20 protein-coding genes are annotated in these 24,227 nt (G+C 39.2%); 12 read left to right on the top strand and 8 right to left on the bottom strand.

The genetic code is table 11. The features are described from left to right. The first annotated feature begins 130 nt into the window (after positions 1 to 130). The 3 genes from CA834_RS04285 (at position 131) to CA834_RS04275 (ending at position 3,176) form a co-directional block, all read left to right on the top strand. Positions 131 to 1,498, top strand: a complete 1,368-nt coding sequence (locus tag CA834_RS04285; RefSeq protein ID WP_206186842.1) for a metal-dependent hydrolase family protein — start codon at positions 131 to 133, stop codon at positions 1,496 to 1,498. A 109-nt stretch (positions 1,499 to 1,607) separates the two neighbouring features. After that, positions 1,608 to 2,333: a class I SAM-dependent methyltransferase gene (locus tag CA834_RS04280; protein WP_317042068.1), complete on the top strand. Its 726-nt coding sequence runs from the start codon at positions 1,608 to 1,610 to the stop codon at positions 2,331 to 2,333. Between the two features lie 252 nt (positions 2,334 to 2,585). Beyond that, positions 2,586 to 3,176 (top strand): MCP four helix bundle domain-containing protein, encoded by a 591-nt coding sequence (locus CA834_RS04275; protein WP_094967437.1) that lies wholly within the window; start codon positions 2,586 to 2,588, stop codon positions 3,174 to 3,176. Between the two features lies 1 nt (position 3,177). On the opposite strand, the gene trhA is transcribed toward CA834_RS04275, so the two are convergent. Both trhA and CA834_RS04265 read right to left on the bottom strand, forming a co-directional pair. Then, entirely contained in the window at positions 3,178 to 3,804 is a 627-nt protein-coding gene (gene trhA / locus CA834_RS04270) for a PAQR family membrane homeostasis protein TrhA (protein ID WP_094967436.1), read from the bottom strand. Next, a complete protein-coding gene (locus tag CA834_RS04265) occupies positions 3,804 to 4,490 on the bottom strand; it encodes a DUF4294 domain-containing protein (RefSeq protein ID WP_094967730.1) in 687 nt (228 codons plus the stop codon). Before CA834_RS04265 ends, trhA begins: the two co-directional genes overlap by 1 nt. A 127-nt stretch (positions 4,491 to 4,617) precedes the next feature. Here CA834_RS04265 and CA834_RS04260 point away from each other — a divergent pair, with 127 nt between their 5' ends. The 5 genes from CA834_RS04260 to CA834_RS04240 all read left to right on the top strand — a co-directional run bounded on the left by CA834_RS04260 (position 4,618) and on the right by CA834_RS04240 (position 9,941). Next, positions 4,618 to 5,706: a M42 family metallopeptidase gene (locus CA834_RS04260; protein WP_094967435.1), complete on the top strand. Its 1,089-nt coding sequence runs from the start codon at positions 4,618 to 4,620 to the stop codon at positions 5,704 to 5,706. Then, positions 5,706 to 6,320, top strand: a complete 615-nt coding sequence (locus tag CA834_RS04255) for an NUDIX hydrolase (RefSeq protein ID WP_240507456.1) — start codon at positions 5,706 to 5,708, stop codon at positions 6,318 to 6,320. Before CA834_RS04260 ends, CA834_RS04255 begins: the two co-directional genes overlap by 1 nt. A gap of 155 nt (positions 6,321 to 6,475) precedes the next feature. Continuing rightward, positions 6,476 to 6,952, top strand: a complete 477-nt coding sequence (locus CA834_RS04250) for an acetyl-CoA carboxylase biotin carboxyl carrier protein subunit (protein ID WP_094967434.1) — start codon at positions 6,476 to 6,478, stop codon at positions 6,950 to 6,952. 1 nt (position 6,953) lies between these two features. Beyond that, a complete protein-coding gene (accC, locus tag CA834_RS04245) occupies positions 6,954 to 8,393 on the top strand; it encodes an acetyl-CoA carboxylase biotin carboxylase subunit (RefSeq protein ID WP_094967433.1) in 1,440 nt (479 codons plus the stop codon). 6 nt (positions 8,394 to 8,399) lie between these two features. Continuing rightward, entirely contained in the window at positions 8,400 to 9,941 is a 1,542-nt protein-coding gene (locus tag CA834_RS04240) for an acyl-CoA carboxylase subunit beta (RefSeq protein WP_094967432.1), read from the top strand. Here the strand turns inward: CA834_RS04240 and CA834_RS04235 are convergent. Beyond that, a complete protein-coding gene (locus CA834_RS04235) occupies positions 9,936 to 10,676 on the bottom strand; it encodes an SOS response-associated peptidase (RefSeq protein WP_094967431.1) in 741 nt (246 codons plus the stop codon). The genes CA834_RS04240 and CA834_RS04235 overlap by 6 nt on opposite strands. Before the next feature lie 55 nt (positions 10,677 to 10,731). Further along, positions 10,732 to 12,504, bottom strand: a complete 1,773-nt coding sequence (locus tag CA834_RS04230; RefSeq protein WP_094967430.1) for an ABC transporter ATP-binding protein — start codon at positions 12,502 to 12,504, stop codon at positions 10,732 to 10,734. Between the two features lie 210 nt (positions 12,505 to 12,714). On the opposite strand from CA834_RS04230, the gene CA834_RS04225 reads away from it, so the two are divergent. Beyond that, the gene (locus CA834_RS04225) at positions 12,715 to 13,920 is read left to right on the top strand and encodes a multidrug effflux MFS transporter (protein WP_094967429.1); all 1,206 of its coding nucleotides are present in this window, start codon (positions 12,715 to 12,717) and stop codon (positions 13,918 to 13,920) included. Here the strand turns inward: CA834_RS04225 and CA834_RS04220 are convergent. Further along, positions 13,917 to 14,537 (bottom strand): L-threonylcarbamoyladenylate synthase, encoded by a 621-nt coding sequence (locus CA834_RS04220; RefSeq protein WP_094967428.1) that lies wholly within the window; start codon positions 14,535 to 14,537, stop codon positions 13,917 to 13,919. The two genes, CA834_RS04225 and CA834_RS04220, sit on opposite strands and share 4 nt — an antisense overlap. A gap of 180 nt (positions 14,538 to 14,717) precedes the next feature. After that, a complete protein-coding gene (locus CA834_RS04215) occupies positions 14,718 to 17,051 on the bottom strand; it encodes an ATP-dependent helicase (protein ID WP_094967427.1) in 2,334 nt (777 codons plus the stop codon). A gap of 134 nt (positions 17,052 to 17,185) precedes the next feature. On the opposite strand from CA834_RS04215, the gene CA834_RS04210 reads away from it, so the two are divergent. Both CA834_RS04210 and CA834_RS04205 read left to right on the top strand, forming a co-directional pair. Continuing rightward, a complete protein-coding gene (locus CA834_RS04210) occupies positions 17,186 to 18,454 on the top strand; it encodes an amidohydrolase (protein WP_094967426.1) in 1,269 nt (422 codons plus the stop codon). 84 nt (positions 18,455 to 18,538) lie between these two features. Then, on the top strand, positions 18,539 to 19,060 hold the full coding sequence (locus tag CA834_RS04205; protein ID WP_094967728.1) for a DUF7935 family protein: 522 nt from the start codon (positions 18,539 to 18,541) through the stop codon (positions 19,058 to 19,060). A 31-nt stretch (positions 19,061 to 19,091) separates the two neighbouring features. Here CA834_RS04205 and CA834_RS04200 read toward each other — a convergent pair whose 3' ends face one another. Then, positions 19,092 to 20,021 carry a patatin-like phospholipase family protein gene (locus CA834_RS04200; RefSeq protein ID WP_094967425.1) on the bottom strand — a complete coding sequence of 310 codons (930 nt, stop codon included), beginning with the start codon at positions 20,019 to 20,021 and terminating at the stop codon, positions 19,092 to 19,094. Next, a complete protein-coding gene (locus CA834_RS04195; RefSeq protein ID WP_094967424.1) occupies positions 20,021 to 21,985 on the bottom strand; it encodes a M1 family metallopeptidase in 1,965 nt (654 codons plus the stop codon). Before CA834_RS04195 ends, CA834_RS04200 begins: the two co-directional genes overlap by 1 nt. Positions 21,986 to 22,063: 78 nt before the next feature. On the opposite strand from CA834_RS04195, the gene recG reads away from it, so the two are divergent. Continuing rightward, entirely contained in the window at positions 22,064 to 24,217 is a 2,154-nt protein-coding gene (gene recG, locus CA834_RS04190; protein ID WP_094967423.1) for an ATP-dependent DNA helicase RecG, read from the top strand. The last annotated feature ends 10 nt before the right edge of the window (positions 24,218 to 24,227 follow it).

Below are 24,227 nucleotides of genomic sequence, written 5' to 3'. Positions count from 1 at the left end.
AGGTATAGATTAATACTGTTTCACTTTTGTCTCATAGATACTCTTAACAATTTGTTTTTGTTATATTTATGACAAGGACCACTAGAAAATATTACAAGCACATAAGTACACCATTAAAAAGAATTTGAGCATGTCAAAATTTAAAAATAATAACGTCAAACAGTCAATAAAAGACCTAATAGTAACAGCGATATACACCCTTGTGTTTCACGGAGTAATAATGGCTCAATCGTCGCAATCCAATACTATTATTTTTGAAAATGTGAATATTTTTGACGGTAAGACAAGCAAGCTCATTCCCAATCAAAATGTATTGGTGGAGGGGAACAGAATTCTTGCTATATCATCCACTGCGTTTAAAAATAAAGCAGCTGCAAGGGTAATTAAAGGTGAAGGAAAGACATTGATGCCTGGCTTAATAGATGTTCATGTGCATATGGTATTCGGAGCGCTCACAACGGAAGAACTAACTTCACCGACTTTAAATAAAGAGACTATTATGGAAAAAACCGCTTTGCAGGCAGAAAAAATGCTGCTTCGCGGTTTTACGGCAGTTCGCGATATGGGCGGTCCATCATTTGCGCTCAAGACAGCCATAGACAAAGGTGTCGTTAAAGGGCCACGCATATGGCCGTCCGGGGCAATGATCAGTCAAACATCGGGCCACGGCGATTTACGCATGCCCGATGAGAAGTCCAGACGCTTTTTTGGTAAACCGTCACGCGCTGAACTCCTTGGTGCCAGTTTTATAGCAGATGGCCGGGATGAAGTATTGACGGCTGCTCGAGAAAACCTTCGGTTTGGTGCAAGCCAAATTAAATTGATGGCTGGTGGCGGCACTTCATCTGCTTACGACCCTGTAGATGTTACCCAGTATACCTTTGATGAAATGAAAGCAGGCGTTGATGCGGCTGAAGATTGGGGTACTTACGTCGCGGTACATGCCTATACATCAAGGGCCATTAAAAGAGCTGTAGAAGCGGGCGTAAAATGTGTAGAACATGGACAATTGCTAGATAAAGCCACATTGAGACTAATAAAACGAAAAGGTGTTTGGCTGAGTTCCCAAAACCTTATAGAAGACACGCCTGGTATGGATTCCCTGAGAAGGGCTAAACGCAAACCTGTAATTGAGGGCCAGCAAAAATTATGGCCCATGGCAAAAGAAATGAAAGTGAAGTTGGCTTGGGGTACGGATTTTCTTTTTGAGCCCTGGCTCAACGAAGAACAAAATGCCTATATGCTTAAGCTCAAAAAATGGTTTACCCCTTATGAAATTTTAAAAATGGTGACTCACGACAATGCTCAACTGCTTGCGCTATCAGGTCTCAGAAGTCCATATAAAGGTACATTAGGTGTTGTAGAGGAAAATGCCCTGGCCGATTTAATTTTAGTAGATGGAAATCCCCTTGAAAACATTGAACTTATCGCGCAGCCCGCTGAAAGGTTTTTAGTAATCATGAAAGATGGGGAGATCATAAAGAACATCCTTCCTTAAATAGTACGAATTGTTTTAAACCAGGCAATTTATCTAAGTTAACTAAAGATGAAAATTAACAAAGCCTTAAATGGACCCTCGCTAAAATAATTCTATCTTTTAGCAAAAAATGATGGAACAACTTAAGATTATTCTTTTTGCACTACTGTTGGCCATTCCTTCCTATTCCTGTCTTGGTCAGAACCCCACTGAAACTAATCGCTATACCTATAAAAATGGCGACCCAAATGGTATTGGAAAATGGTATCTGGGAAGGGAAATAGCTTATGTAATGGGGTATCAAGGAATAAGTTGGTTGGAACGACCCGAGCGCGAGCAGGAGGAAAAGGTCTCGAGCCTAATAAAAAATATGGACATTCAGTCCAATGATGTTATTGCCGATATAGGTGCTGGATCTGGGTTCCATGTCTTTAAAATGGCACCATTAGCCCATAATGGTAAAATTTATGCCGTTGATATTCAGCCTCAAATGTTAGAGGCCATTAGAACTAATCCTTTATATAACAAAAACAACAATATTGAAACTATTTTAGGTACTGAAAAAAGTGTCAATCTTCCTGAAAACTCCATAGATAAAATATTGATGGTAGACGTCTATCACGAATTTAATTTTCCTTATGAAATGATAATGTCAATGAAAAAGGCCTTAAAAATTGACGGTAAATTATTTCTCATTGAATACCGTGGCGAGGATGGGTCAATTCCTATTAAAAAAATTCATAAAATGACCGAAAGCCAGGCTGTAAAAGAGATGAAAGCCGCTGGCTTTAATCTAGAAAGTAATAAAGACAACCTTCCTTGGCAACATTGTATGGTATTTATAAAAAAAGAATAGCGTTCTGTGCGCCAAACAGGATGAAGTCATAATTCCATCCTATAGCCCTTGAATTAATGAGGTCTTTAAAATAAAAAACGAATCCCTTCCACTTTTTTCGGTTATTAACTCCAAGCCATATAAGGACTTGTGACCAAATTACCTTTAATTGGGAACGCTAGAATCACAATCAATACCTTATCCAAAAGATGTGTTAAATAGTAAGGTAAAACGTAGTGCTTGTAGTATTTTAGTGATACTAAAGCATTTGAAATGGGTAATAAACTAACCGTAAGTAATCGTATAAAAATAGGTTTTGCCTTCGCTATCGTTTTTTTACTCGTATTGGCCACCAATAGATTAGACAAAAGACGTTTTGATAGAATGAATGAATCACTGACTTCAGTATACGAAGACAGATTGGTTGCAAAGGGTTATCTATACCAGCTTAGCTCTGTTTTCCATAAACAAGAAAAAGCACTTCTAAGTGAGACACAAAATGTTGAAGATGTTATGGCGCAAAGTAAGATTGATCAACTAATTTCAGATTACAGCGCAACCAAATTGACCAATGAGGAAAAATCGGTATTTAAGAAGTTTCAACAGGACTATGAGGATTTAAGAGTCTTGAAGAATACGAGTTCAGATATAGATTCAGCCAGCAACAAATCAAAGATTAAAATTCATCTCAACCGTATCCAAAAGGATTTAGACAATCTCGCTAAAATTCAAGTATCCGAAGGCGAAAGCCTAACAAAATTCGCTCAAAACTCCTTTGACACATCAGACACCATGTCCAAAATAGAAATTGCTGTTATTTTACTAATCGGTATTGTAGTGCAGTTTATCATCTTTAAAAGATGATTTAAATTATGTGAAAAAAAATCATGAAGAAATGGCAAATAGCACCACCAAGCACAAAGAGATGCCAGATGACATGATTGTATGGAATTTTCTGTACCGCATAGAAAATAATGCCCACCGTGTAAAATAAGCCTCCTGCAAATAACCACAGTATACCATTTGGGCCGACAGTATCCGAAAGATTAGAGAAATCGAACACAATCAGCCAGCCCATTACAAGGTAAAGCAGGGTTGAGAATACCTCAAAGCGTCCCGTAAAAAACAATTTCAGAATCACACCAAAGCCTGCAATCCCCCAAACCACCCAAAACAGCGTCCAACCTAAGCTATCGGTAAGCGAAATTAACAATACAGGCGTATAGGTGCCTGCAATGAGGAAGTAGATACTTACGTGATCAACAATTCTAAAATAGTGTTTCCGTTTTTCATCCCTTGTGGAATGATACAGTGTAGACGCAAGAAAAAGCACAATTAAGGATAACCCATATACACTAACGCTAAAAAGACCAAAAGGTATAGAAGCGTCTACATAGACAATCAATAAAATGAGCGCTGTAACACCCAACATAGCACCTATGCCGTGAGAAATGGCATTAAGTCTCTCTTCAATTATTGTTTGCTCATGCATTAGCCACCGTATTTTTTTTTGGGTTTAGACCATTTATTAACACAAGAATAGAAATCAATATCAAATGCTGGATTCTGCCGTTCTAAAATCTGATTCTGAAAGGCACGTTGTAAAATATCCTCAATTAAGTAATCCTCTAATTCATCCAAGGGCGCAAATTCACGTTTTAAAGAAATATCGAACAAACTGGCGGTATTATTATACCAAAACGCACGCCAACCACTACGTAATTCCTTAATGAGGTCAAATGTTGTTTTTCCGGTTTGTCTGTGAATCAATTTAACAAGAATCTGACCTTCTGTTTTAGTCAGCTTTTTCAATTCTGCAGAAAACTCATCCTCTATATACCTTTGAATAACCTTGGCGTATTTACGTTTGTCCCTTTTGCGTTTCAATGTTGAAAGGCGTTCGTTGAGCGCTTCCAGCCGCTCAGCAGCCAATTTGGCATAAGGGTACACCTTAAGGGTTTTCCGTTTCAAGATAAGATATCTAATTCGTGCATCGCGATTATCAAAACTTAAGTTAGGTAACAATAAGACTTCATCTAAATCAATTACTGTTCTTGGTATAGAATCACCTTCTATAATAATATATTCAATCTGGGTAGAATCTCGCTCCTTTGGGTTTACCTGTGCAGAAACGATTATTGAGGAGAAACCTATTACAAAAATGACTAAATTCTTCATGAATTCCCTTGCTACCAAAAACGTGCCAAAACCCAACGATAATGCCATATTCAAAATTAAGAATTAATAGCACCTTTAACCTTAAATTCATATTAATATTATTATTTTTAAGAAAAAATTTTAGCACATGGCAAAAAAGCAATTATTAACAAAAAAGTCAATGGACTTTTTAGAAAAATATTTAAACAACGCTTCACCAACGGGTTATGAATGGAACGGACAAAAGATTTGGATGGACTACCTCAAACCATACGTAGATGACTTTATTACAGATACTTACGGAAGTGCCGTAGCGATTATCAATCCAAAAGCCAAATACAAGGTTGTTATAGAAGGCCATGCTGATGAAATTTCTTGGTATGTGAATTACATTTCGGACAATGGCTTAATATACGTCATACGAAATGGCGGCAGTGATCACCAAATTGCACCAAGTAAAGTGGTAAATATCCATACTAAAAAAGGTATTGTCAAAGGCGTTTTTGGATGGCCTGCCATACATACACGGGACCGTTCAAAAGAAGAGGCACCAAAACCAGAAAATATCTGCATAGATATTGGCGCTAAAGACAAAAAAGAAGTAGAGAAAATGGGCGTTCATGTAGGTTGCGTTATCACTTATCCCGATGAATTCCACGTTCTCAATGGCAATAAGTTTGTGTGCCGTGCTTTAGATAATCGAATGGGAGGGTTCATGATTGCAGAAGTAGCTCGTTTATTGCACGAAAACAAAAAGAAACTCCCTTTTGGCTTATACATCACCAATTCCGTTCAAGAAGAAATAGGTCTTCGTGGTGCCGAAATGATCACACAAACCATCAAACCCAATGTGGCTATCGTTACGGATGTTACACATGACACAACAACACCCATGATCGATCAGAAAAAACAAGGTTATGCCGAAATTGGTAAGGGTCCAGTGGTAGCTTATGCACCTGCCGTTCAACAAAAATTACGTGACCTCATAACTGATACGGCAGAAGACAAAAAGATTCCTTTTCAGCGTGCTGCCTTATCTAGAGCCACAGGCACAGATACCGATGCATTTGCATACAGTAATGGAGGTGTAGCATCTGCACTTATTTCGTTGCCCTTGCGCTATATGCATACCACAGTTGAAATGGTTCACAAAGAAGATGTTGAAAATGTCATTCGCTTAATTTATGAGACACTTTTAAAAATAAAAGAAGGCGAGACGTTTAGCTATTTTAAATAATGTTTACTTATTCAGGCACCGAGGTGTTCGAAGTGCCTGAATATTTCCTATCCATAATGGACGATTACATTGATATCGTAACGCAAGACGGCAAAACGACAGGTCTGATTGGGTTAAAATCCGAAGCACATGCAAAGGGTTGGTACCATAATACCATCCATCTTTGGCTTTACACTCTAGACGGAAAAATCCTATTGCAACAGCGCTCCCATAAAAAGTCAATTTTCCCCTTACTCTGGGATGTCTCCGTGGCAGGCCATATTGATGCCGGCGAAGCTATTATTGAGGCAGCGTTGAGAGAAACCCATGAAGAAATCGGACTGCGCTTGGCGGCAGGTGATTTAAAAAAAATAGGTGTCAGACTTCACGAATCTCAATATAATGGCGGCAAAATAAAGGACTACGAGTTTCATCAGGTGTTTATAGCCCAATTACATTATAGTTTAGATGAATTGATTCCTCAGCCTGAAGAAGTTGAGGCCCTAAAATTAGTTGACATTACAGAGTTTAATAAACTGCTCGAACATAGTGAAACCAACAATCATTTTGTAGCTAGCAATCGAGAGTATTATCTTTTTGTAATACAGGCTATTAAAGAGCATCTCGACGCTTAAGTCTGTTAGTGCATAAGGCATAGTGCCATAGACAGATCCAAATCCTAGAATATTCCTATTTTAAATCTTTGTAAAGTTTTCGCAAACATGATTTATTTCATATTTTAGAGAGCTACTTATCCATAATTTAGCCTAAGTTTAATAAATCATCTTACATGTATAAAGCAAAAGTCAATGCTTCCCATAACTTCGATGTTACGGAAGAAGCATCCAAAGATCTTGATGCGGTTAAAACATCAAAAAATGAGTATCACATCCTTCAAAACAATAGCTCATTTAAAGCTCAGGTTTTAAAATCGGACTTCAACAAAAAGCACTACACCATAAACGTAAACAACAACAGTTATAATGTTGGAATCATGGATAAACTAGATGAGCAAATCGCTTCATTAGGTTTTGAAATGGGAGCTTCCAAAAAGGTGAACAATATTAAGGCACCTATGCCGGGTTTGATTCTTGAAATCAATATTAAGGAAGGTCAAGAGGTTAAGACTGACGAAGTTTTACTTATTCTCGAAGCCATGAAAATGGAAAATGTTATCAATTCCCCACGGGATGGCGTGGTTAAATCCCTAAAGGTAAAAAAAGGTGATACCGTTGATAAAAATACACTTTTAATCGAATTCGAATAAAATGAAAAAAATACTAGTCGCCAATAGAGGCGAAATTGCTATCCGTGTAATGCGTACGGCAAGAAAGATGGGAATTAAAACCGTAGCCGTTTATTCTGAAGCAGATAGAAATGCACCACATGTAAAATTTGCCGATCAAGCTGTTTGTATTGGTCCGCCACCATCAAGTGAATCTTATTTAAGAGGTGACAAAATTATAAAAGTAGCTAAATCCCTGAACGTTGATGGTATACATCCTGGCTACGGGTTCCTCAGTGAAAATGCAAATTTTGCAGAAAACTGCGAAAAAAACGATATCATTTTTATAGGTCCACGATCTAAAGCTATCAGGATGATGGGTGACAAACTCGCAGCAAAAGATGCCGTAAAGCACTATAATATTCCTATGGTTCCAGGAGTGGATCGCGCTGTAACAGATCCTATGGAAGCCGTGGAAATTGCTAAGTCAATTGGATTTCCCATCCTTATAAAAGCTGCAGCTGGTGGTGGAGGCAAAGGAATGCGCATCGTAGAAAAAGAGAAGGATGTTGTAGATCAAATGAAACGGGCTATTAGTGAGGCTACCTCTGCGTTTGGTGATGGTTCTGTTTTTGTTGAAAAATATGTAAGCTCACCACGCCATATAGAAATACAGGTAATGGCAGATAGTCACGGAAATATATTGCACTTCTTTGAGCGTGAATGTTCTATACAGCGCCGTCATCAAAAAGTAGTTGAAGAGGCGCCATCTGCAATTCTGACGCCTGAATTACGGGAGGAAATGGGCAAGGCCGCAATTAATGTTGCACGTTCTTGTGATTATCTCGGCGCAGGAACCGTAGAGTTCTTAATGGATGCTGACCATAATTTTTATTTCTTGGAAATGAATACACGTCTTCAGGTAGAACACCCTGTTTCAGAATGGATTTCTGGTGTAGATTTGGTTGAGCTTCAAATTAATGTGGCAAGAGGTGAAGCGCTTCAAATTAAACAGGAAGACCTCAAAATACAAGGACATGCCCTTGAACTGCGTGTTTATGCTGAAGATCCTATGAATGATTTTTTACCAAGCGTGGGAAATCTAGAGGTTTATCGATTACCACAAGGTGATAATATCCGTGTTGATAATGGATTTGAGGAAGGTATGGACATACCCATTTATTATGATCCGATGTTATCGAAATTGATTACCTACGGAAAAAACCGAAATGAGGCCATTCAACGCATGATTGAAGCTATTGACAATTATCACATCAAAGGTGTTGAAACGACCCTGCCTTTTGGACGTTTCGTCTGTGAGCACGATGCTTTTAGAAGTGGCAACTTCGACACACACTTCGTTAAGAACTACTACTCACCCAGCCTATTGGAAGCAAAACATGCAGAAGAGGCAGAAATTGCAGCAAAACTGGCATTGAAGCTATTTTTAAAAGATCAAAAACTATTAAGACTACCTAACTAAGACATTATGGACCAAAAGATAAAAAGCCTTAACGATAAATTAGCCCTAGCGAAAATCGGCGGTGGCCAGGCTAGAATAGACAAGCAGCACCAGAAAAAGAAACTGACCGCAAGGGAACGGGTTCTTTATCTCTTAGACCAAGGCTCCTTTGAGGAAATAGGTGCTTTAGTGACCCACCGAACTAAAGACTTCGGTATGGAAAGTCAAAAGTTCTATGGGGATGGTGTGATTACTGGCTATGGTACTGTTGATGGACGCTTAGTATATGTGTTTGCACAAGATTTTACAGTTTTTGGTGGATCACTATCTGAAACCCATGCTGAAAAAATTTGTAAGATTATGGATATGGCCGTTAATGTAGGGGCACCTGTAATCGGCTTAAACGATTCCGGTGGTGCACGTATTCAAGAGGGTGTTCGCTCCTTGGGTGGCTATGCAGATATATTCTATCGAAATGTGCAAGCCTCAGGTGTCATCCCTCAAATTTCGGCCATTATGGGACCTTGTGCTGGTGGTGCCGTGTACTCGCCAGCTATGACTGATTTTACAATTATGGTGCAAGACACGAGTTATATGTTTGTTACTGGACCTAACGTAGTTAAAACGGTCACCAACGAGGAGGTTACCAGTGAAGAACTTGGTGGCGCTAGTGTTCATTCCATGAAATCTGGTGTCGCCCATAAAACGTCTGCTAATGATGTTGAATGCCTTGAAGATGTCAAAAAACTATTAAGTTATCTGCCTCAAAGCAATAGGGAGAAACCTTTAGACATAGCATATGATCTTCAAGATGAAGTGCGAGAAGGCCTGACTGCTATTGTTCCAGAGAATCCCAACAAGCCATATGACATGCATGAGGTCATCAATGGTATTATTGATGCCGATTCGTTCTACGAAATCCATAAAGACTATGCGGAAAATATTATTGTAGGTTTTGCGCGCTTGGGAGGCAAATCCATCGGGATTATTGCTAATCAACCCATGTTCTTAGCGGGAGTTCTAGGTGTAAAAAGTTCAAAAAAAGCAGCACGATTTGTTCGGTTCTGTGATGCCTTTAACATTCCAATGTTAGTACTTGAAGATGTCCCAGGCTTCTTGCCAGGCACAGATCAAGAATGGAATGGTATTATTGTACATGGTGCAAAATTATTATATGCCTTTAGTGAAGCTACCGTACCAAGGATAACCGTTATTACAAGAAAAGCCTATGGAGGTGCTTATGATGTAATGAACTCCAAACACATTGGTGCAGATATGAATTTTGCTTGGCCATCTGCAGAAATTGCCGTTATGGGAGCAAAAGGTGCTGCAGAGATTATTTTTAAACGCGAAATTCAATCCTCTGATGACCCCGAGGCAAAATGGAAAGAAAAGGAGGCAGAATATGCCAAACTTTTCGCCAATCCGTACAGTGCCGCTGAACGCGGTTTTATAGATGAGGTTATTTTACCTAAAAATACCCGCCGCAAATTAATTAAAGCCTTTAAGACCCTTGAGAACAAAGAAGTGAACAAACCCAAACGTAAACACGGCAATATTCCCTTATAAATAGGTGTAGGCCAAACCTGGATATGTCACTGGTTCTGTAATCGTATTAGTATTTGAATCAACCTGAGGTTTATACAAATCGTTATTGATGGTGTAAGCCTCAAGTTGCTTTGCGTCATAGTCTTCCTGAAGTATGGATTTGATATCCCCTTCCGTTAATTCAGTATCCAACCATTCTGTTTCTGAAGCTTCATTTAAAATTACGGGCTGTCGCTTTTTTACATTGTGAATACGCTCAAAATAAGGATTGGCTTTTTTAGTAAGAATGGTAAATGTGATGTGTTCTCCAATAATCGTATAAATTCCGGCTAGTGAAAATGCAGAATCGTCCTTTTTATGGATGAAAACAGGGTACTTTTTCTTTTCCACCGTATGTGGTTCAAAAAAGCCTGTTACCGGAATAATACAACGCATTGTAAATACACTATGCTTATAAATAAAATGATTAAAGAGTTTTTCGCTTTGCGCATTTAAACCGGAACCATATCGTACACTTTCCTTATAATACGGCCTTATGTCCTCAGCCTTTTTGTTCGGCGGTACAATACCCCAAATCCCAGGCGCCAAGACGGATGGCTTTTGTTGCGGTATAAGGAGCATATTGGGATGGACAAAGCCATTTAAATGGTGTGAAGGCTCATTGAATAAAGGACCGTAGGATGGATTGCTCAAAGTCACCTTATATCGGAGCTCTAAATCCTTAACGGTTTTTGTTTGTCTAGTTTGGTAACACATAGAAAGACATCAGTCTTATAAAACTATGAATTTTTTAAACAATAATAACTCAGGCCTATATTTTTGCTTGAAATGTGTATAAATCGTAATAGCGCCCTTTCAAGGCCAATAAATCATCATGCGTACCGCGTTCCACAATACGCCCGGATTCTATTACCAAAATCTGATTGGCTTTTTTTATCGTACTCAGACGGTGGGCAATAACAATCGTGGTTCTATTATTGGTCAATTGGGATAAACTTTTCTGAATAAGTCCTTCACTTTCTGTATCTAAATTAGACGTTGCCTCATCTAAAATAATAATTTTGGGGTCTGCCAAAATCGCCCTAGCTATAGCTATACGCTGACGTTGTCCTCCAGATAATTTTACACCACGTTCGCCAATTAAGGTGTTTAAGCCATCATCAAAACGGTCAGTAAATTCATCGACATAAGCAGCTTTTACAGCATTTTGAAGCTGTTCTTCAGTAGCATTTGGCCTTGGAAACATAATATTCTCGCGTATGGTGCCTTCAAACAAAAACTCGTCTTGTAATACAACGCCTAAATGCTGTCTAAAACTATTGAGTTTTACCTTGGATAAATCGTAACCGTCAATGGTAATCACTCCAGACTCAGGATTTAAGAATGTGGCCGACAAACCAGCAATGGTCGATTTACCAGATCCAGAACTGCCAACCAAAGCCGTAACTGAACCTGATGGTGCTTCAAAATCTATATTGTACAATACGGATTTCCCTTCTTCATAAGCAAAAGACACATCCTTAAATTTTATATCGCCATGTATTCCCTCTAATTGAATTGTTCTATCGGCCTGCTCATCTTCAGCAGCTAAATTCATGAGCTCTTCTGTTCGGTCCAAACCTGCTAAAGCCTCCGTAAGTTGGCTTCCTATATTACTCATTTGGACAATGGGTGCAATCATGAATCCAAGAATCAAGGTAAAAAATAAAAACTCTCCAGTAGTCATGCTATCACTTATCATGTAATATCCACCAATACCCATTATACCAGTGGTTGCCACACCGATTAAAAATGTAGAAGAGCTCGTCATTAAAGCAGTGGCCGTTAAACTCTTTTTTACATTTTCATACAAACGTGCCACCCCTTTTTCGAAAGTTTTATTTTCTTGTTCTTCAGCGTTAAAGGCTTTTATAACACGCACACCTGCAAGCGTTTCGGTTAATCGACCCGTAACCTCAGCATTGATCTTTCCACGATTTCTGAAAACAGGACGTATGAACTTAAACGCTTTTAAAGCCACCAATCCAAAAATAGAGAGTGGCACAAACACAAAAAGTGTCATCCAAGCATTCAATTTTATCAAAATAATCAAGGATACAATGGCCGTGAAGGAGCCTCCTACAAGCTGTACCAAGCCAGTACCAATTAAATTCCTCACACCTTCAACATCACTCATAATTCGAGACACCAAAGCGCCTGATTTCGTATTGTCAAAAAAACGAATGGGAAGAGAAAGCACCTTCTTTTGCACCTGAGCCCGTAATTCTGAAATTAAATATTGCGCTTGGACACTCAAAATACGTGTTAATAGAAATGAGGTGACTGATTGCACTAAAATGGCTGCCAGAACTATTCCGATAAGTGTATACAGGGCGTCAAAATCCTTATTAGGTACCACATCGTCTAACAGTACTTTACTTTGCCATGGCAAAATAAGGCCTGATAAACTCCGAATAACAATAAGCACTAACCCTATAAAAACGAGGTTGCGTCTTGGCCAAATAATAGTCTTAAAGGCTGTTGCCATTGTGACTTTGGGTTTATTCGATTTGGATGATTTGGGGTTATTCTTTAAATGCTTCATGGCATCTGGTTTTATAATATTAATTAAAATATCACCCTGTGTTCAAGTTGATTTCTGGAATTTTACACATGGATTTTGGTCAAATAAAGACAAGGCCTTAATGTAAACGCCGGTACTTAAAGACTGCAAAAGTAGGTTTAAATACGTATTGTACCTTAATAAATGTCCTTTCCTTCAAATATTACTCGATAATTGACTTACTTTTGCGCCATGAAAAATCGATCTCAAGCAGAATTTGTGGTATTAATGGCAGCTCTAATGTCTATTGTGGCACTTTCTATTGATGCGGTTTTACCAGCCCTACCGAATATTGGTGAATACCTCAATTTAACTGACCCCAATGACAATCAGAAAATAATCACCATGATATTTTTAGGTCTAGGTATTGGTCAACTCATCTTTGGACCATTGTCTGATAGTTTTGGACGGAAGCCGATTGTCTATATGGGATTCACCGTATTTATCGTTGCATCCATTATTTGCATTACAACAAGAAGTTTCGAAATGATGATTTTCGGAAGGATTCTTCAAGGTATAGGTTTAGCCTCACCGCGTACCATGTGTATTGCCATGGTTCGGGATACTTACAGTGGTAATTATATGGCAAAAATATTATCTATCGTTGTGATGATTTTTATTTTGGTGCCTGTAATTGCGCCAACCCTAGGCCAGGTATTAATGGTTTATTTCGATTGGAGATCTATTTTCTTATTTACCCTACTATTTGGAATACTAGTTATGTTTTGGTTCTGGTTGCGCCAACCAGAAACATTAAAACCAAAATATAAGATACCCTACCGCTTGACTATTTTTAAAACGGGGACCTTAGAATTCTTTAAGATAAGATCTGCAGTGATCTACACCATTTTATCCGGTCTTTTTACAGGTTCATTTATGGTCTATTTAAGTACCTCTCAACAAATTTTTGAAAACCAATACGGCTTGGCCGAGGAATTCCCTTTGATTTTTGCAAGTTTGGCAGTTTCAGTAGGCTTAGCGACATTCATGAACAGCCAGCTAGTTATAAAATATGGAATGCGACGGATTGTTCACACAGCCATGATTAGTTTTATAGGTATATCGTTGTTGTTCTTACTTTTTTTCAGTAGAAGCTCAAACCCAAGTATTGAAATCTTAGTTGGCTTTTTTGCCCTGCAATTTTTTACTATCGGATTTTTATTTGGAAATTTAAGGGCTTTAGCTATGGAGCCTATGGGTCATATTGCTGGCGTAGGATCCGCTTTAAATGGTTTTATTTCAACGGTTATGGCTGTACCAATCGCCAACTTTATTGGAGGTTTTGTTGTAGATTCCGTGACACCATTATTTATTGGGTTCTCGGTATGTGGCGTTCTGTCTTTATTGCTGTTTTATAGCAATAGCAGTACTGTAATAAAAATATTAAGAGGTACTTAAAAAATCTCCAGACTTCCTTTTCCTTCCCTTACAACCACTGGATCGCCTTCAGATAAGTCAATAATGGTAGAACCCTCGTTTCCTCCATAACCTCCATCAATAACAATATCCACCAAGTTATCCCATTTTTCCAAAATAAGTTCAGGATCTGTGGTATACTCTATTATGTCATCCTCGTCTCTTATTGAAGTAGATACCAAAGGATTGCCCAAGGCACTCACGATGGCTAAGGTGATGTTATTGTCTGGAACACGAATCCCAACGGTTTTCCGCTTTTTAAACGAACTAGGTAAATTTTTTGAACCCGGTAAGATGAATGTGTAAGGTCCAGGTAGCGCACGTTTTAAAATCTTAAACGTTGCCGTATCAATTTGCTTCACATAATCACTTAAATTACTAAGATCCTCGCAGATGAATGAGAAGTTGGACTTCTCTAGCTTAACACCTTTTATTTGAGCAATCCGCTCAAGAGCCTTAAGCTTAGTAATATCGCAGCCCAACCCATAAACCGTATCTGTTGGGTAAATAACCAACCCTCCCCTTTTTAGTACATCAACCACTTTTTGTATGGCCTTTGGGTTAGGATTTTCGGGATATATTTTAATGAAATCTGCCATAATTTAAAAGTATGAAATTAAATGATAATTTATTTCTGCATACTATTAAATTCTTAAAAAATAACAACATCCACTATATATTGTTGATGGTGTGTGGATTACAGACCCTAACAATTTTATCGTGGAGTACGACGATAAGGGTCATATCAATTCAGTGTGTATGGTTAAATAAAGGGCTGACTAACCCACAATTTCTAATTTGGCAAATCTCAAAAGCAGTTTTTTTAAGTCGCCATTTTCAAATCTTATCTCTGCTTTTAAGTCTCCTCCAGCACCTTCAATCTTCATTACCTCTCCTCTTCCAAAACGCTGATGATTCACAATATTCCCAACGGTAAGCTTACTATCAAATAAATTGGCACTGGTATTAGTCGTTTTAGACACTGGCTTTAATTTTTTTGGTGCATTTATCTTAAAGTTTTCAGGTTTTGATTTTGCGTCCTTCTTTTCAACTTTTCTAGATTTCGGTTTGGCAAAACGCACCTTATTGGGCTCGATATCTCCAAAAATGGAAGCATCAAGCATAGGGTTAAACCGTTGCTCCTGAAGCGGGGTAATAATATCTAAATAGTCTTCATCTATTTCCTCTATAAACCGGCTTGGTTCAGCGTCTATGAGCTTACCCCAACGATAGCGCGATAAGGTATAAGTCAAATAGGCCTGCTTTTCCGCTCTGGTGAGAGCAACGTAGAATAATCGTCGTTCTTCTTCCAATTCGCTTCGAGTATTCATACTCATAGCGCTTGGGAATAAATCCTCTTCCATGCCTACTATAAACACATGAGGAAACTCTAAGCCCTTCGCTAGATGTATGGTCATTAAAGCCACATGGTTAGGGTCGCCCTTATCGGCATCCAAATCTGTTGCTAGTGCTACATCCTCGAGAAACTCTGCCAATGCACCTCTTGTATCTGCTACTTCCTTCTGTCCTTCAACGAAATCTTTAATACCGTTGAGTAACTCCTCAATGTTTTCCATCTTAGCGATGCCTTCAGGTGTACCATCCTTATTGAATTCTCGTATTAGACCGGTAACCTTAACCACGTGTTCAGAAAGCTCAAAGGCATTGGCATTGGTGTTCATCACCTGGAAGCTTTCAATCATTGTTACAAAGTCCTTCAGTTTGTTGCGGGTGCCAGAGTTTATTTTCACGTCTAGTTCATCAATGCGCTTGATGACATCAAAAATTGGAATATCATAGGCATTAGCAGCCACAATAAGACGATCTAAAGTCGTTTGCCCAATACCTCTAGAAGGAAAATTAATAACCCGCTTTAGTGCTTCCTCATCAGCAGGGTTGAGAATTAACCTCAAATAAGAAAGTACGTCCTTTATTTCTTTTCGCTGGTAAAAAGATAATCCACCATAGATGCGATATGGAATATCACGCTTACGCAAAGCATCCTCTATGGCCCGTGACTGAGCATTGGTTCTGTAAAGTACCGCAAAATCCTTGTTTTGTAATTGATTTTGCATTTTAGATTCAAAAATAGTACTGGCTACATAACGTCCTTCATCACCATCCGTCATCAAACGGTTAACTTTTATTTTAGCGCCTTCGTCATTGGCCGTCCAGACAATCTTATCTAGTTTATTCTGGTTCTTATCGATAACTGAATTAGCAGCGTTCACAATATTCTTGGTAGACCTATAGTTTTGCTCTAATCTAAATTCCTTCACATCATCATAGTCACGCTGAAAATTAAGAATATTACTAATATTAGCCCCTCGGAAAGCATAGATACTCTGGGCATCATCACCAACAACACATATATTTTGAAATCTGTCCGCTAAAGCTCGTACAATAAGATATTGCGAATGATTGGTATCTTGGTACTCATCAACTAATATATACCGAAATCTATCTTGGTATTTGGCTAAAACATCTGGAAACCGTGTCAAAAGCTCATTTGTTTTTAGCAATAAATCATCAAAGTCCATTGCCCCGGCCTTAAAGCACCGCTCGACATAATGCTTATAAATATCTCCCATTCTAGGACGTCTGGCCGCTGCATCGGCTTCCATAAGTTCTGGGTTATTAAAATAGGCCTTAACCGTAATTAAACTGTTTTTATAGGAGGAAATTCTTGACCGTATCTGTTTGTATTTATAAATATCCTTGTCTAATCCTAATTCCTTAATGATAGAGGAAATTAGGCGGTCCGAATCTTGTGTGTCGTAAATGGTGAAGTTACTTGGATAGCCCAAACGGTCTCCTTCAATTCTTAATATCTTGGCAAATACGGAATGGAACGTGCCCATCCATAAGTTTTTAGCCTCCGAATCACCAACGATACGGGCTATTCGTCCCTTCATCTCACGAGCAGCCTTATTGGTAAAAGTCAAGGCCAAAATATTAAAGGGGTCAACCCCTTGACTCATAAGGTAAGCGATACGAAAGGTTAGCACGCGTGTCTTCCCTGAACCGGCGCCGGCAATAACAATCATAGGACCATCTTTTTGCAAAGTTGGCGCTAACTGGGCATCGTTAAGTTGACTTAAATACTGTTGCAAAAACTATCTTTTTCAAACCGTGAAAATACGTATTGTATAGGCGAATTCCATAGTTAAAGCATACAAATTATAAACAATATATCAAAAGCATATTATTGTATAAATTTGAATATATTAGTGAAAATTTTTACAAAATGAAACAACTCTTAATCTTAACTTTAGTACTGCCGTTTTTTTGTTTTTCTCAAACTGCGGTTGACAAAGACATTGAGCAAATTGAAGAAAAATTAATCGAATGGCGCCATTATTTTCATCAGAATCCCGAATTGTCGAACCGGGAATATAAAACCGCTGAGAAAATTGCCGAACACTTGGAAAACCTTGGACTAGAAGTTCAGACAGGTATCGCAAAAACTGGAGTTGTAGGAATTTTAAAAGGTGGGCAACCCGGAAAAGTCATCGCTTTACGCGCAGATATTGATGCCTTGCCTGTCACCGAACGCAATGACTTACCATTCAAATCTGAAGTTAGAACCACGTTTCTAAATACTGAAACCGGTGTGATGCATGCTTGTGGACACGACACCCACATTGCTATTTTAATGGCCACAGCGGAAGTGCTTACAAAACATAAGGACAAATTGAATGGCACGGTTAAATTTATTTTTCAGCCTGCAGAAGAAGGACCGCCTCCAGGCGAAGAAGGTGGTGCCAAACTTATGGTAAAAGAAGGTGTTTTGGACAATCCAAAAGTTGACGCCATATTTGGTTTACATATCAATTCAGGAACTCCTGTAGGGACTATAACGTATAAAACCGGTGGCATCATGGCTTCAGTTGAGCGCTTTGTTGTTAACGTTAAAGGTAAACAAACCCATGGCTCACAACCTTGGTCAGGTGTAGATCCTATCTTAATTTCAGCTAAGATTATTGATGGTTTTCAAACCATCATTAGCCGGGAAGCTAAATTAACTGACGCTGCCGCAGTAATAACTGTCGGAAAAATAACAGCGGGTACTCGTTTCAACATTATTCCAGAATCAGCCGAACTCATTGGCACCGTTAGAACACTGGATCCAAAAATGCGCACCCTCATCATAGAGCGTATGTCGCAAATGGCAAAATCTATAGCTGAAGCCTATGGAGGCGAAGCTGAAATTGTATTTCAAAACAATGCTGCCATTACCTATAACGATGCTGACTTAACAGCTCAGATTTTACCCTCTTTGCAAAAGGTGGCGGGTGAAGCCAATGTTAAACTGGTTAACGCTACTACGGGTGGGGAAGACTTTTCATTTTTTCAAGAGGTTGTTCCGGGTGTTTACTTTTTCTTAGGGGGGATGACACCAGGTACCGAAGAACCGTATCCTCACCATACACCGGATTTTAGAATTGATGATAGCGGGATGTTATTAGGAGTAAAGGCTTTTACACAACTTACTTTTGACTATCTTAACATTTGACGTACAATAACATTTTAAATGTCATGGCTGCGACGTCTCGGTGGCCAACTAAATTTAAATATTGTAAAAAAATTAATTAATCCCATGGAAATAGATAAAATTATAGATTTTCTTTTAAGCTTATTACCGGCAGCCATTGTTGGAGCCGTCGCCTATTACTTCTTTAAGCAGCATATGGAAAATGAAGCTGGTAGACGTCGGTATTTGATACAAAAAGACAGACAAAAAGAATCTTTCCCCATAAGGCTTCAGGCGTATGAACGCATGGCGCTTTTCTTAGAGCGCATCTCCCCTTCTAAATTACTTACAAGAGTACATCCAACATCTTCTAATAAAGAGGATTATGAAAACTTACTTATAGCAAATATTGAACAAGAATTTGAACATAATTTATCGCAGCAAATTTATGTAAGCGATGATTGCTGGACCATTATTATAGCTGCTAAAAATGCAACCATCCAGCTGATTCGCAAATCCAATATGAACGAAAAAACAGATACTGCCAACAAACTGCGCGAAGTGATTTTGACAGAACTCATGGAAAAATCTGCTCCTAGCAACGCAGCGTTGTCATTTATAAAAAAAGAAGTTGGGGAAATGTGGTAACATCCCTTGGTGGATTATAACAACCCAAAGATTACAAAAGCGTTTGGTTTTGGCTTTGAATACTTTCAAGCGAGACCTGTTTAGCGTGTTTTTTTTCGGCGTAATCATGGCCTTGCTTCCACCATTTCTCCATCAGCCGCTTACTGAAGATCAAGGAATTCTCCGTTAGGGTCGTTGGAGTGTAATACAAATTCAGCTTCACATTATTGTTTAATGATGCCAGTTTGCCGATTACGATGTCACTCCGCTCCACTTGATTGAGAAGATGCCCAAACAAATTAAGCATTAAGGAAAACGGGTTACGGCCCAAAACCTTTTGTTTTTCAAGGTTTTCAGCTTCCAAAACAATAGCATCGACCTCTGTGGCTCCTCGTAAAATAGCTTCCCTAATGGGAATTACGCAGCCCAAACCACCATCCGCATACTCATAGCCATTTCTGGTAGCCAAGGACATAAAAGGAATGTAATTGCAGGATATCCAAATCCAATCACAAAACTCCTCGTACGTACAGTCGTTTATAGATTTATACTCAACACGATTCATGGAAAGGTTAGAGACCGTCACAACTACATCGTGCTTTTGTTCCTTGATTTGCCGATATTCCTCTAAAGTGAAATTACGCTTTATGTTGCGCTTAAGGGCCTTACTTTCCCCAAAGGTTCGCTTGCGTTTTATAAACTGCCATAGGGAATTGACAAAATCAATAGAAACGTACTCCCTATCCCCTTTTTTTCGCTGAACAAAGGGACTCACACTAAATATATCATGCTGCTGTACATTAGTGAAGATATCGTAAAGCTTGGGAATATTATTTACTGCTAGATGCGGCACCAACAAACTCCCTGTAGAGGTTCCTAGGAACATGTCGTATTGCCGCTTTTCTCTCTCCATAAGATATTGCGCAACACCGCCCGCAAAGGCACCTTTACTACCACCACCAGAAATTACTAATGCTCTCATTAATTTTTAACCTCTTGTAATTGTTCAGTCATTTCCTTAGCAAACTTAACCAATTGCCAATTATGATGAGACTTTGCAAGCTCTAAATTGGACAAACAGGTCTCGTTACAAGACGAAATCATTTTCAAATACCGAAATGCGTTCATGCGTAATGCGGCATTATATTCAGATTCTGTGTAACCTACTAGCTCTTGGTATAGCTGCTGTTTATTGTCGGCTTCGTAAAAGGGCGTGCTTAAATTCAAGACAATCCAAAGCAAGCGTACGTTCATGTCGCTAAAACCATAAACCCCACGTGTTGAAGCTAAATACTTAGGCCGGTCCTCTGGAAAATTTACCCAAAGATTATAAAGCGCACTCTCAATAGTTAGATATGACGAATCCCTAAGAAGTGTTTCATAGTTAGCTTTCAACGCTTTGGGAATCTGCTTCACGTACTGCGCTATGGCCTGTCTTACCCTGAGCCCATGTTTAAAGGTATCTTCGGTCACTAATTCGGGCGCCTGTGAAATAACCCTAATTTTAGCGTCGTCGGAAGCATAATACTTGATATACTCAGCACATTTTCCCGATTTTGCACTACAATCAATCATCATATAGTCTTTAACATAGTCTGATTGCCGTTGTAACAAGGCGATGGCATCGTCAAAAGGAAATGCCTCAGCAACTATCCATTTTTGTTTAAACCCGCTTAAATTGCGTCCATAAAGTCGCTCCACTTCGGTTATAAAATCGGAGGTTTGCACATTTTTGAACTGATGTTTTTCTAAATACGACCTAACCGCCCTTTTAAAAACAGCGTCTCCAACCAGACTCCGTAAAGCATGCAACACCCAGGCCCCACGTTGGTAAAAGGTTAAACTACTCGATTTTGGATTAAGAAGTGAGGTGCCGTCTCCAGAGAAATCCTGGCGCCCCAGTTCCACCGCCGCTTCAAATAATTTAAAGTAAAAATAATCTGCACCAAAAATATCGCGCTCGGCCAATAAGGCATAATAGGTAGCAAAGCCCTCTTGTAACCAATGATGCTCACCCGATTTGGCCGTAACCAAATCGCCAAACCACTGGTGGGCCAATTCGTGTGCATTGACGTTGACGTAATTCTTATCGTTGAAGCCAATAGAATCCACGACGAAGGCATCCGAAAAAATGGTAAGGCTGGTATTTTCCATGCCAGCGTATAAGAAATCATGCACTGGAACTTGTTTATAGTTTTGCCATGGATAAGCAAATCCTATTTCTCCTTCTAAAAAATCAAACATGCGTTTGCTATAACGATACGTTGGTTCCACTTTTAAAGAATCTTCGGGATAGTAATAGTATTCTAATGGAACACCACTTGACGAGGTTTCTGTTTTCTTGTTATAATTCCCTATAACCAAGGCCAACAGATAGCTAGACATGGGTTTTTGCATCGCATAGACACCAGAATTTACGTTTCCATCTTGTAGCCCTTGCAATCGCTTTCCATTGGATATAATCTCGTAACCTGATGTAAAGGCAGTACCTATTTTAAATATGACCTTTTCATTGACATCGTCAAAACTAGGCAACCAATGGCTGGTGTATTTGCCCTGCCCTTGGGTCCATATGTTCCAATCTTCCTTGCGCTTTAAAAAATAAAGGGCTTGCTTTGGATAACAATCATAATTGAAAGTAATTCTATAAGTACTATCCTTTTTAAAAGGTGTATAAATCCAAAGGCGATTGCCATCGTTGGTGTAGCTTGCCTTTTTGTCATTAACGGAAATACCGCCTGGAAAGGTCATGTTCTTGGCGTCTATAAAAACGGAATCAATAGACTGCAGCGCTGTCATCTCGTAGGCAACCAAACCTGACACCTTCGTCGAATCTGGGTTTAAAACAAGTACGGCATTGGCTTCAATGAAATCCACATATTTGGTCTGTTGGGTAAAACCCAAGAGGCCCAAAAAACAAGTAAACAGAATCACAATACATTTCATACCCTAAAACTAAACAAGTATAAGGCCAAAATGCAAACATCTTATATAACTTTTATGGAAATGACTTAATTTCGCTTTATGAGTGTCAATTTGCAAACTCCTATAGACTACCTCAAGGGTGTTGGCCCAAATAGAGCAGATTTATTGCGCTCAGAATTGGGTATCCATACCTATCAAGACCTCATCAACCTATTCCCAAACCGCTATATTGATCGCACCAAGTATTACCACATCAACGAATTACAACGAAATAACGCCGAAGTACAGGTTGTTGGTGTAATTACAGGGTTTAGGGAGGTCGCCCAAAAGCGCGGTAAACGTTTGGTAGCCGACTTTAAGGATGACACCGGCATGATGGAGCTCGTTTGGTTTAGGGGCCAGAAATGGATTCGGGAAAGTCTTAAAACCAATCAGCCCTATGTGGTATTTGGCAAGGCCAACTGGTTTAATGGTAAATTCAGCATGCCACATCCCGAAATCGAATTACAGACGGAGCACGAGACCAATTTACGCTCTGCCATGCAAGCCATTTATCCCTCTACCGAAAAACTGTCCAATAAAGGAATTACCAATCGTGTGGTCTCTAAAATAATGCAGCAATTATTTCTTGAAACCAAAGGCCAATTTTCGGAAACCTTGCCACAAACAATGCGCAGCGAATTAAAATTACTATCAAAATCCCAGGCGCTGTTTAACATTCATTTTCCGAAGTCACCAGACCTATTGGCAAGGGCCCAATTTCGATTAAAATTTGAGGAATTTTTCTATATTCAATTACAATTGATTCTCAAAAACCTTATCCATAAATCTAAAATCAAGGGCTTTAAATTTTCAAAAGTTGGCGACTACTTTAACACCTTTTATAAAGACCATTTACCCTTTGAATTAACTGATGCCCAGAAACGTGTTTTAAAGGAAATTAGATCTGATTTGGGGAGCAATGCTCAAATGAATCGGTTATTGCAAGGCGATGTCGGCTCCGGAAAGACCATAGTAGCCTTTATGTCAATGCTCATGGGGCTTGACAACGGTTTTCAATGTTGCTTAATGGCGCCGACTGAAATTTTGTCAGTCCAGCACTATAATGGATTATACGAACTATGTAAACCGCTTAAAATCAGTATTTCATTACTCACAGGCTCAAGTACCACTTTAGAACGTAGACATATTCATGAAACTCTTGAAAATGGCGATTTACAGCTTCTAATCGGTACCCACGCCCTACTTGAAGATAAGGTGAAATTTAAGAATTTAGGCCTTGCCATTATCGATGAACAACATCGTTTTGGAGTAGCTCAAAGAAGCAAGTTATGGCATAAGGGTTCATCTCAATCTTCCCAAAATGAAACAGACCCTAATGAGGTTGGCGGGGCCATTGTCCCTCCACACATTTTAGTAATGACAGCCACTCCCATTCCAAGAACCTTGGCCATGTCGGTTTATGGTGATTTGGACATTTCCGTTATCGATGAATTACCTGCGGGGCGACAACCCATCAAAACGGTGCATCGTTATGATAACAATCGGTTAAAGGTGTTTCGCTTTATGAAGGATGAAATTGCCAAGGGCCGACAGATCTATGTCGTCTACCCCTTGATTCAGGAAAGTGAAAAAATGGATTACAAAGATCTTATGGACGGTTACGATAGCATATCGCGCGAATTCCCCATGCCAGACTATCAAATCTCCATCGTACATGGCAAAATGAAATCTGCCGATAAAGACTATGAAATGCAGCGCTTTGCCAAAGGGGAAACTAACATTATGGTAGCCACAACCGTTATTGAAGTTGGTGTTAATGTGCCCAACGCCTCAGTGATGGTAATAGAAAGCGCTGAGCGTTTCGGCTTATCGCAATTACATCAATTACGAGGTCGCGTTGGTCGTGGTGCGGAACAAAGCTATTGCATACTCATGACCGGACATAAGTTGAGTAACGACAGTAAAACGCGACTAGAAACCATGGTAGGCACTAACGATGGTTTTGAAATTGCCGAGGTAGATCTTAGATTGCGCGGACCAGGAGATATCATGGGCACACAGCAAAGTGGTGTTTTAAATTTACGCATTGCCGACGTGATTAAAGACAAGGATATTTTAGCCCAAGCCCGCTATTACGCTAAACAGGTGCTCAATTTAGATCCAAGCCTGGGCTTACCAGAACATAAAATGATTCTAAACACCTATAGACAAATGAGCAAGTATCGCAATATTTGGAATTATATCAGTTAAACCTCATCTA

Source organism: Winogradskyella aurantia (assembly GCF_002266855.1).
Lineage (GTDB): Bacteria > Bacteroidota > Bacteroidia > Flavobacteriales > Flavobacteriaceae > Winogradskyella > Winogradskyella aurantia.
Note: the sequence above shows the minus strand (reverse complement) of the source record. Positions and strands in the feature narration are given on the sequence as shown.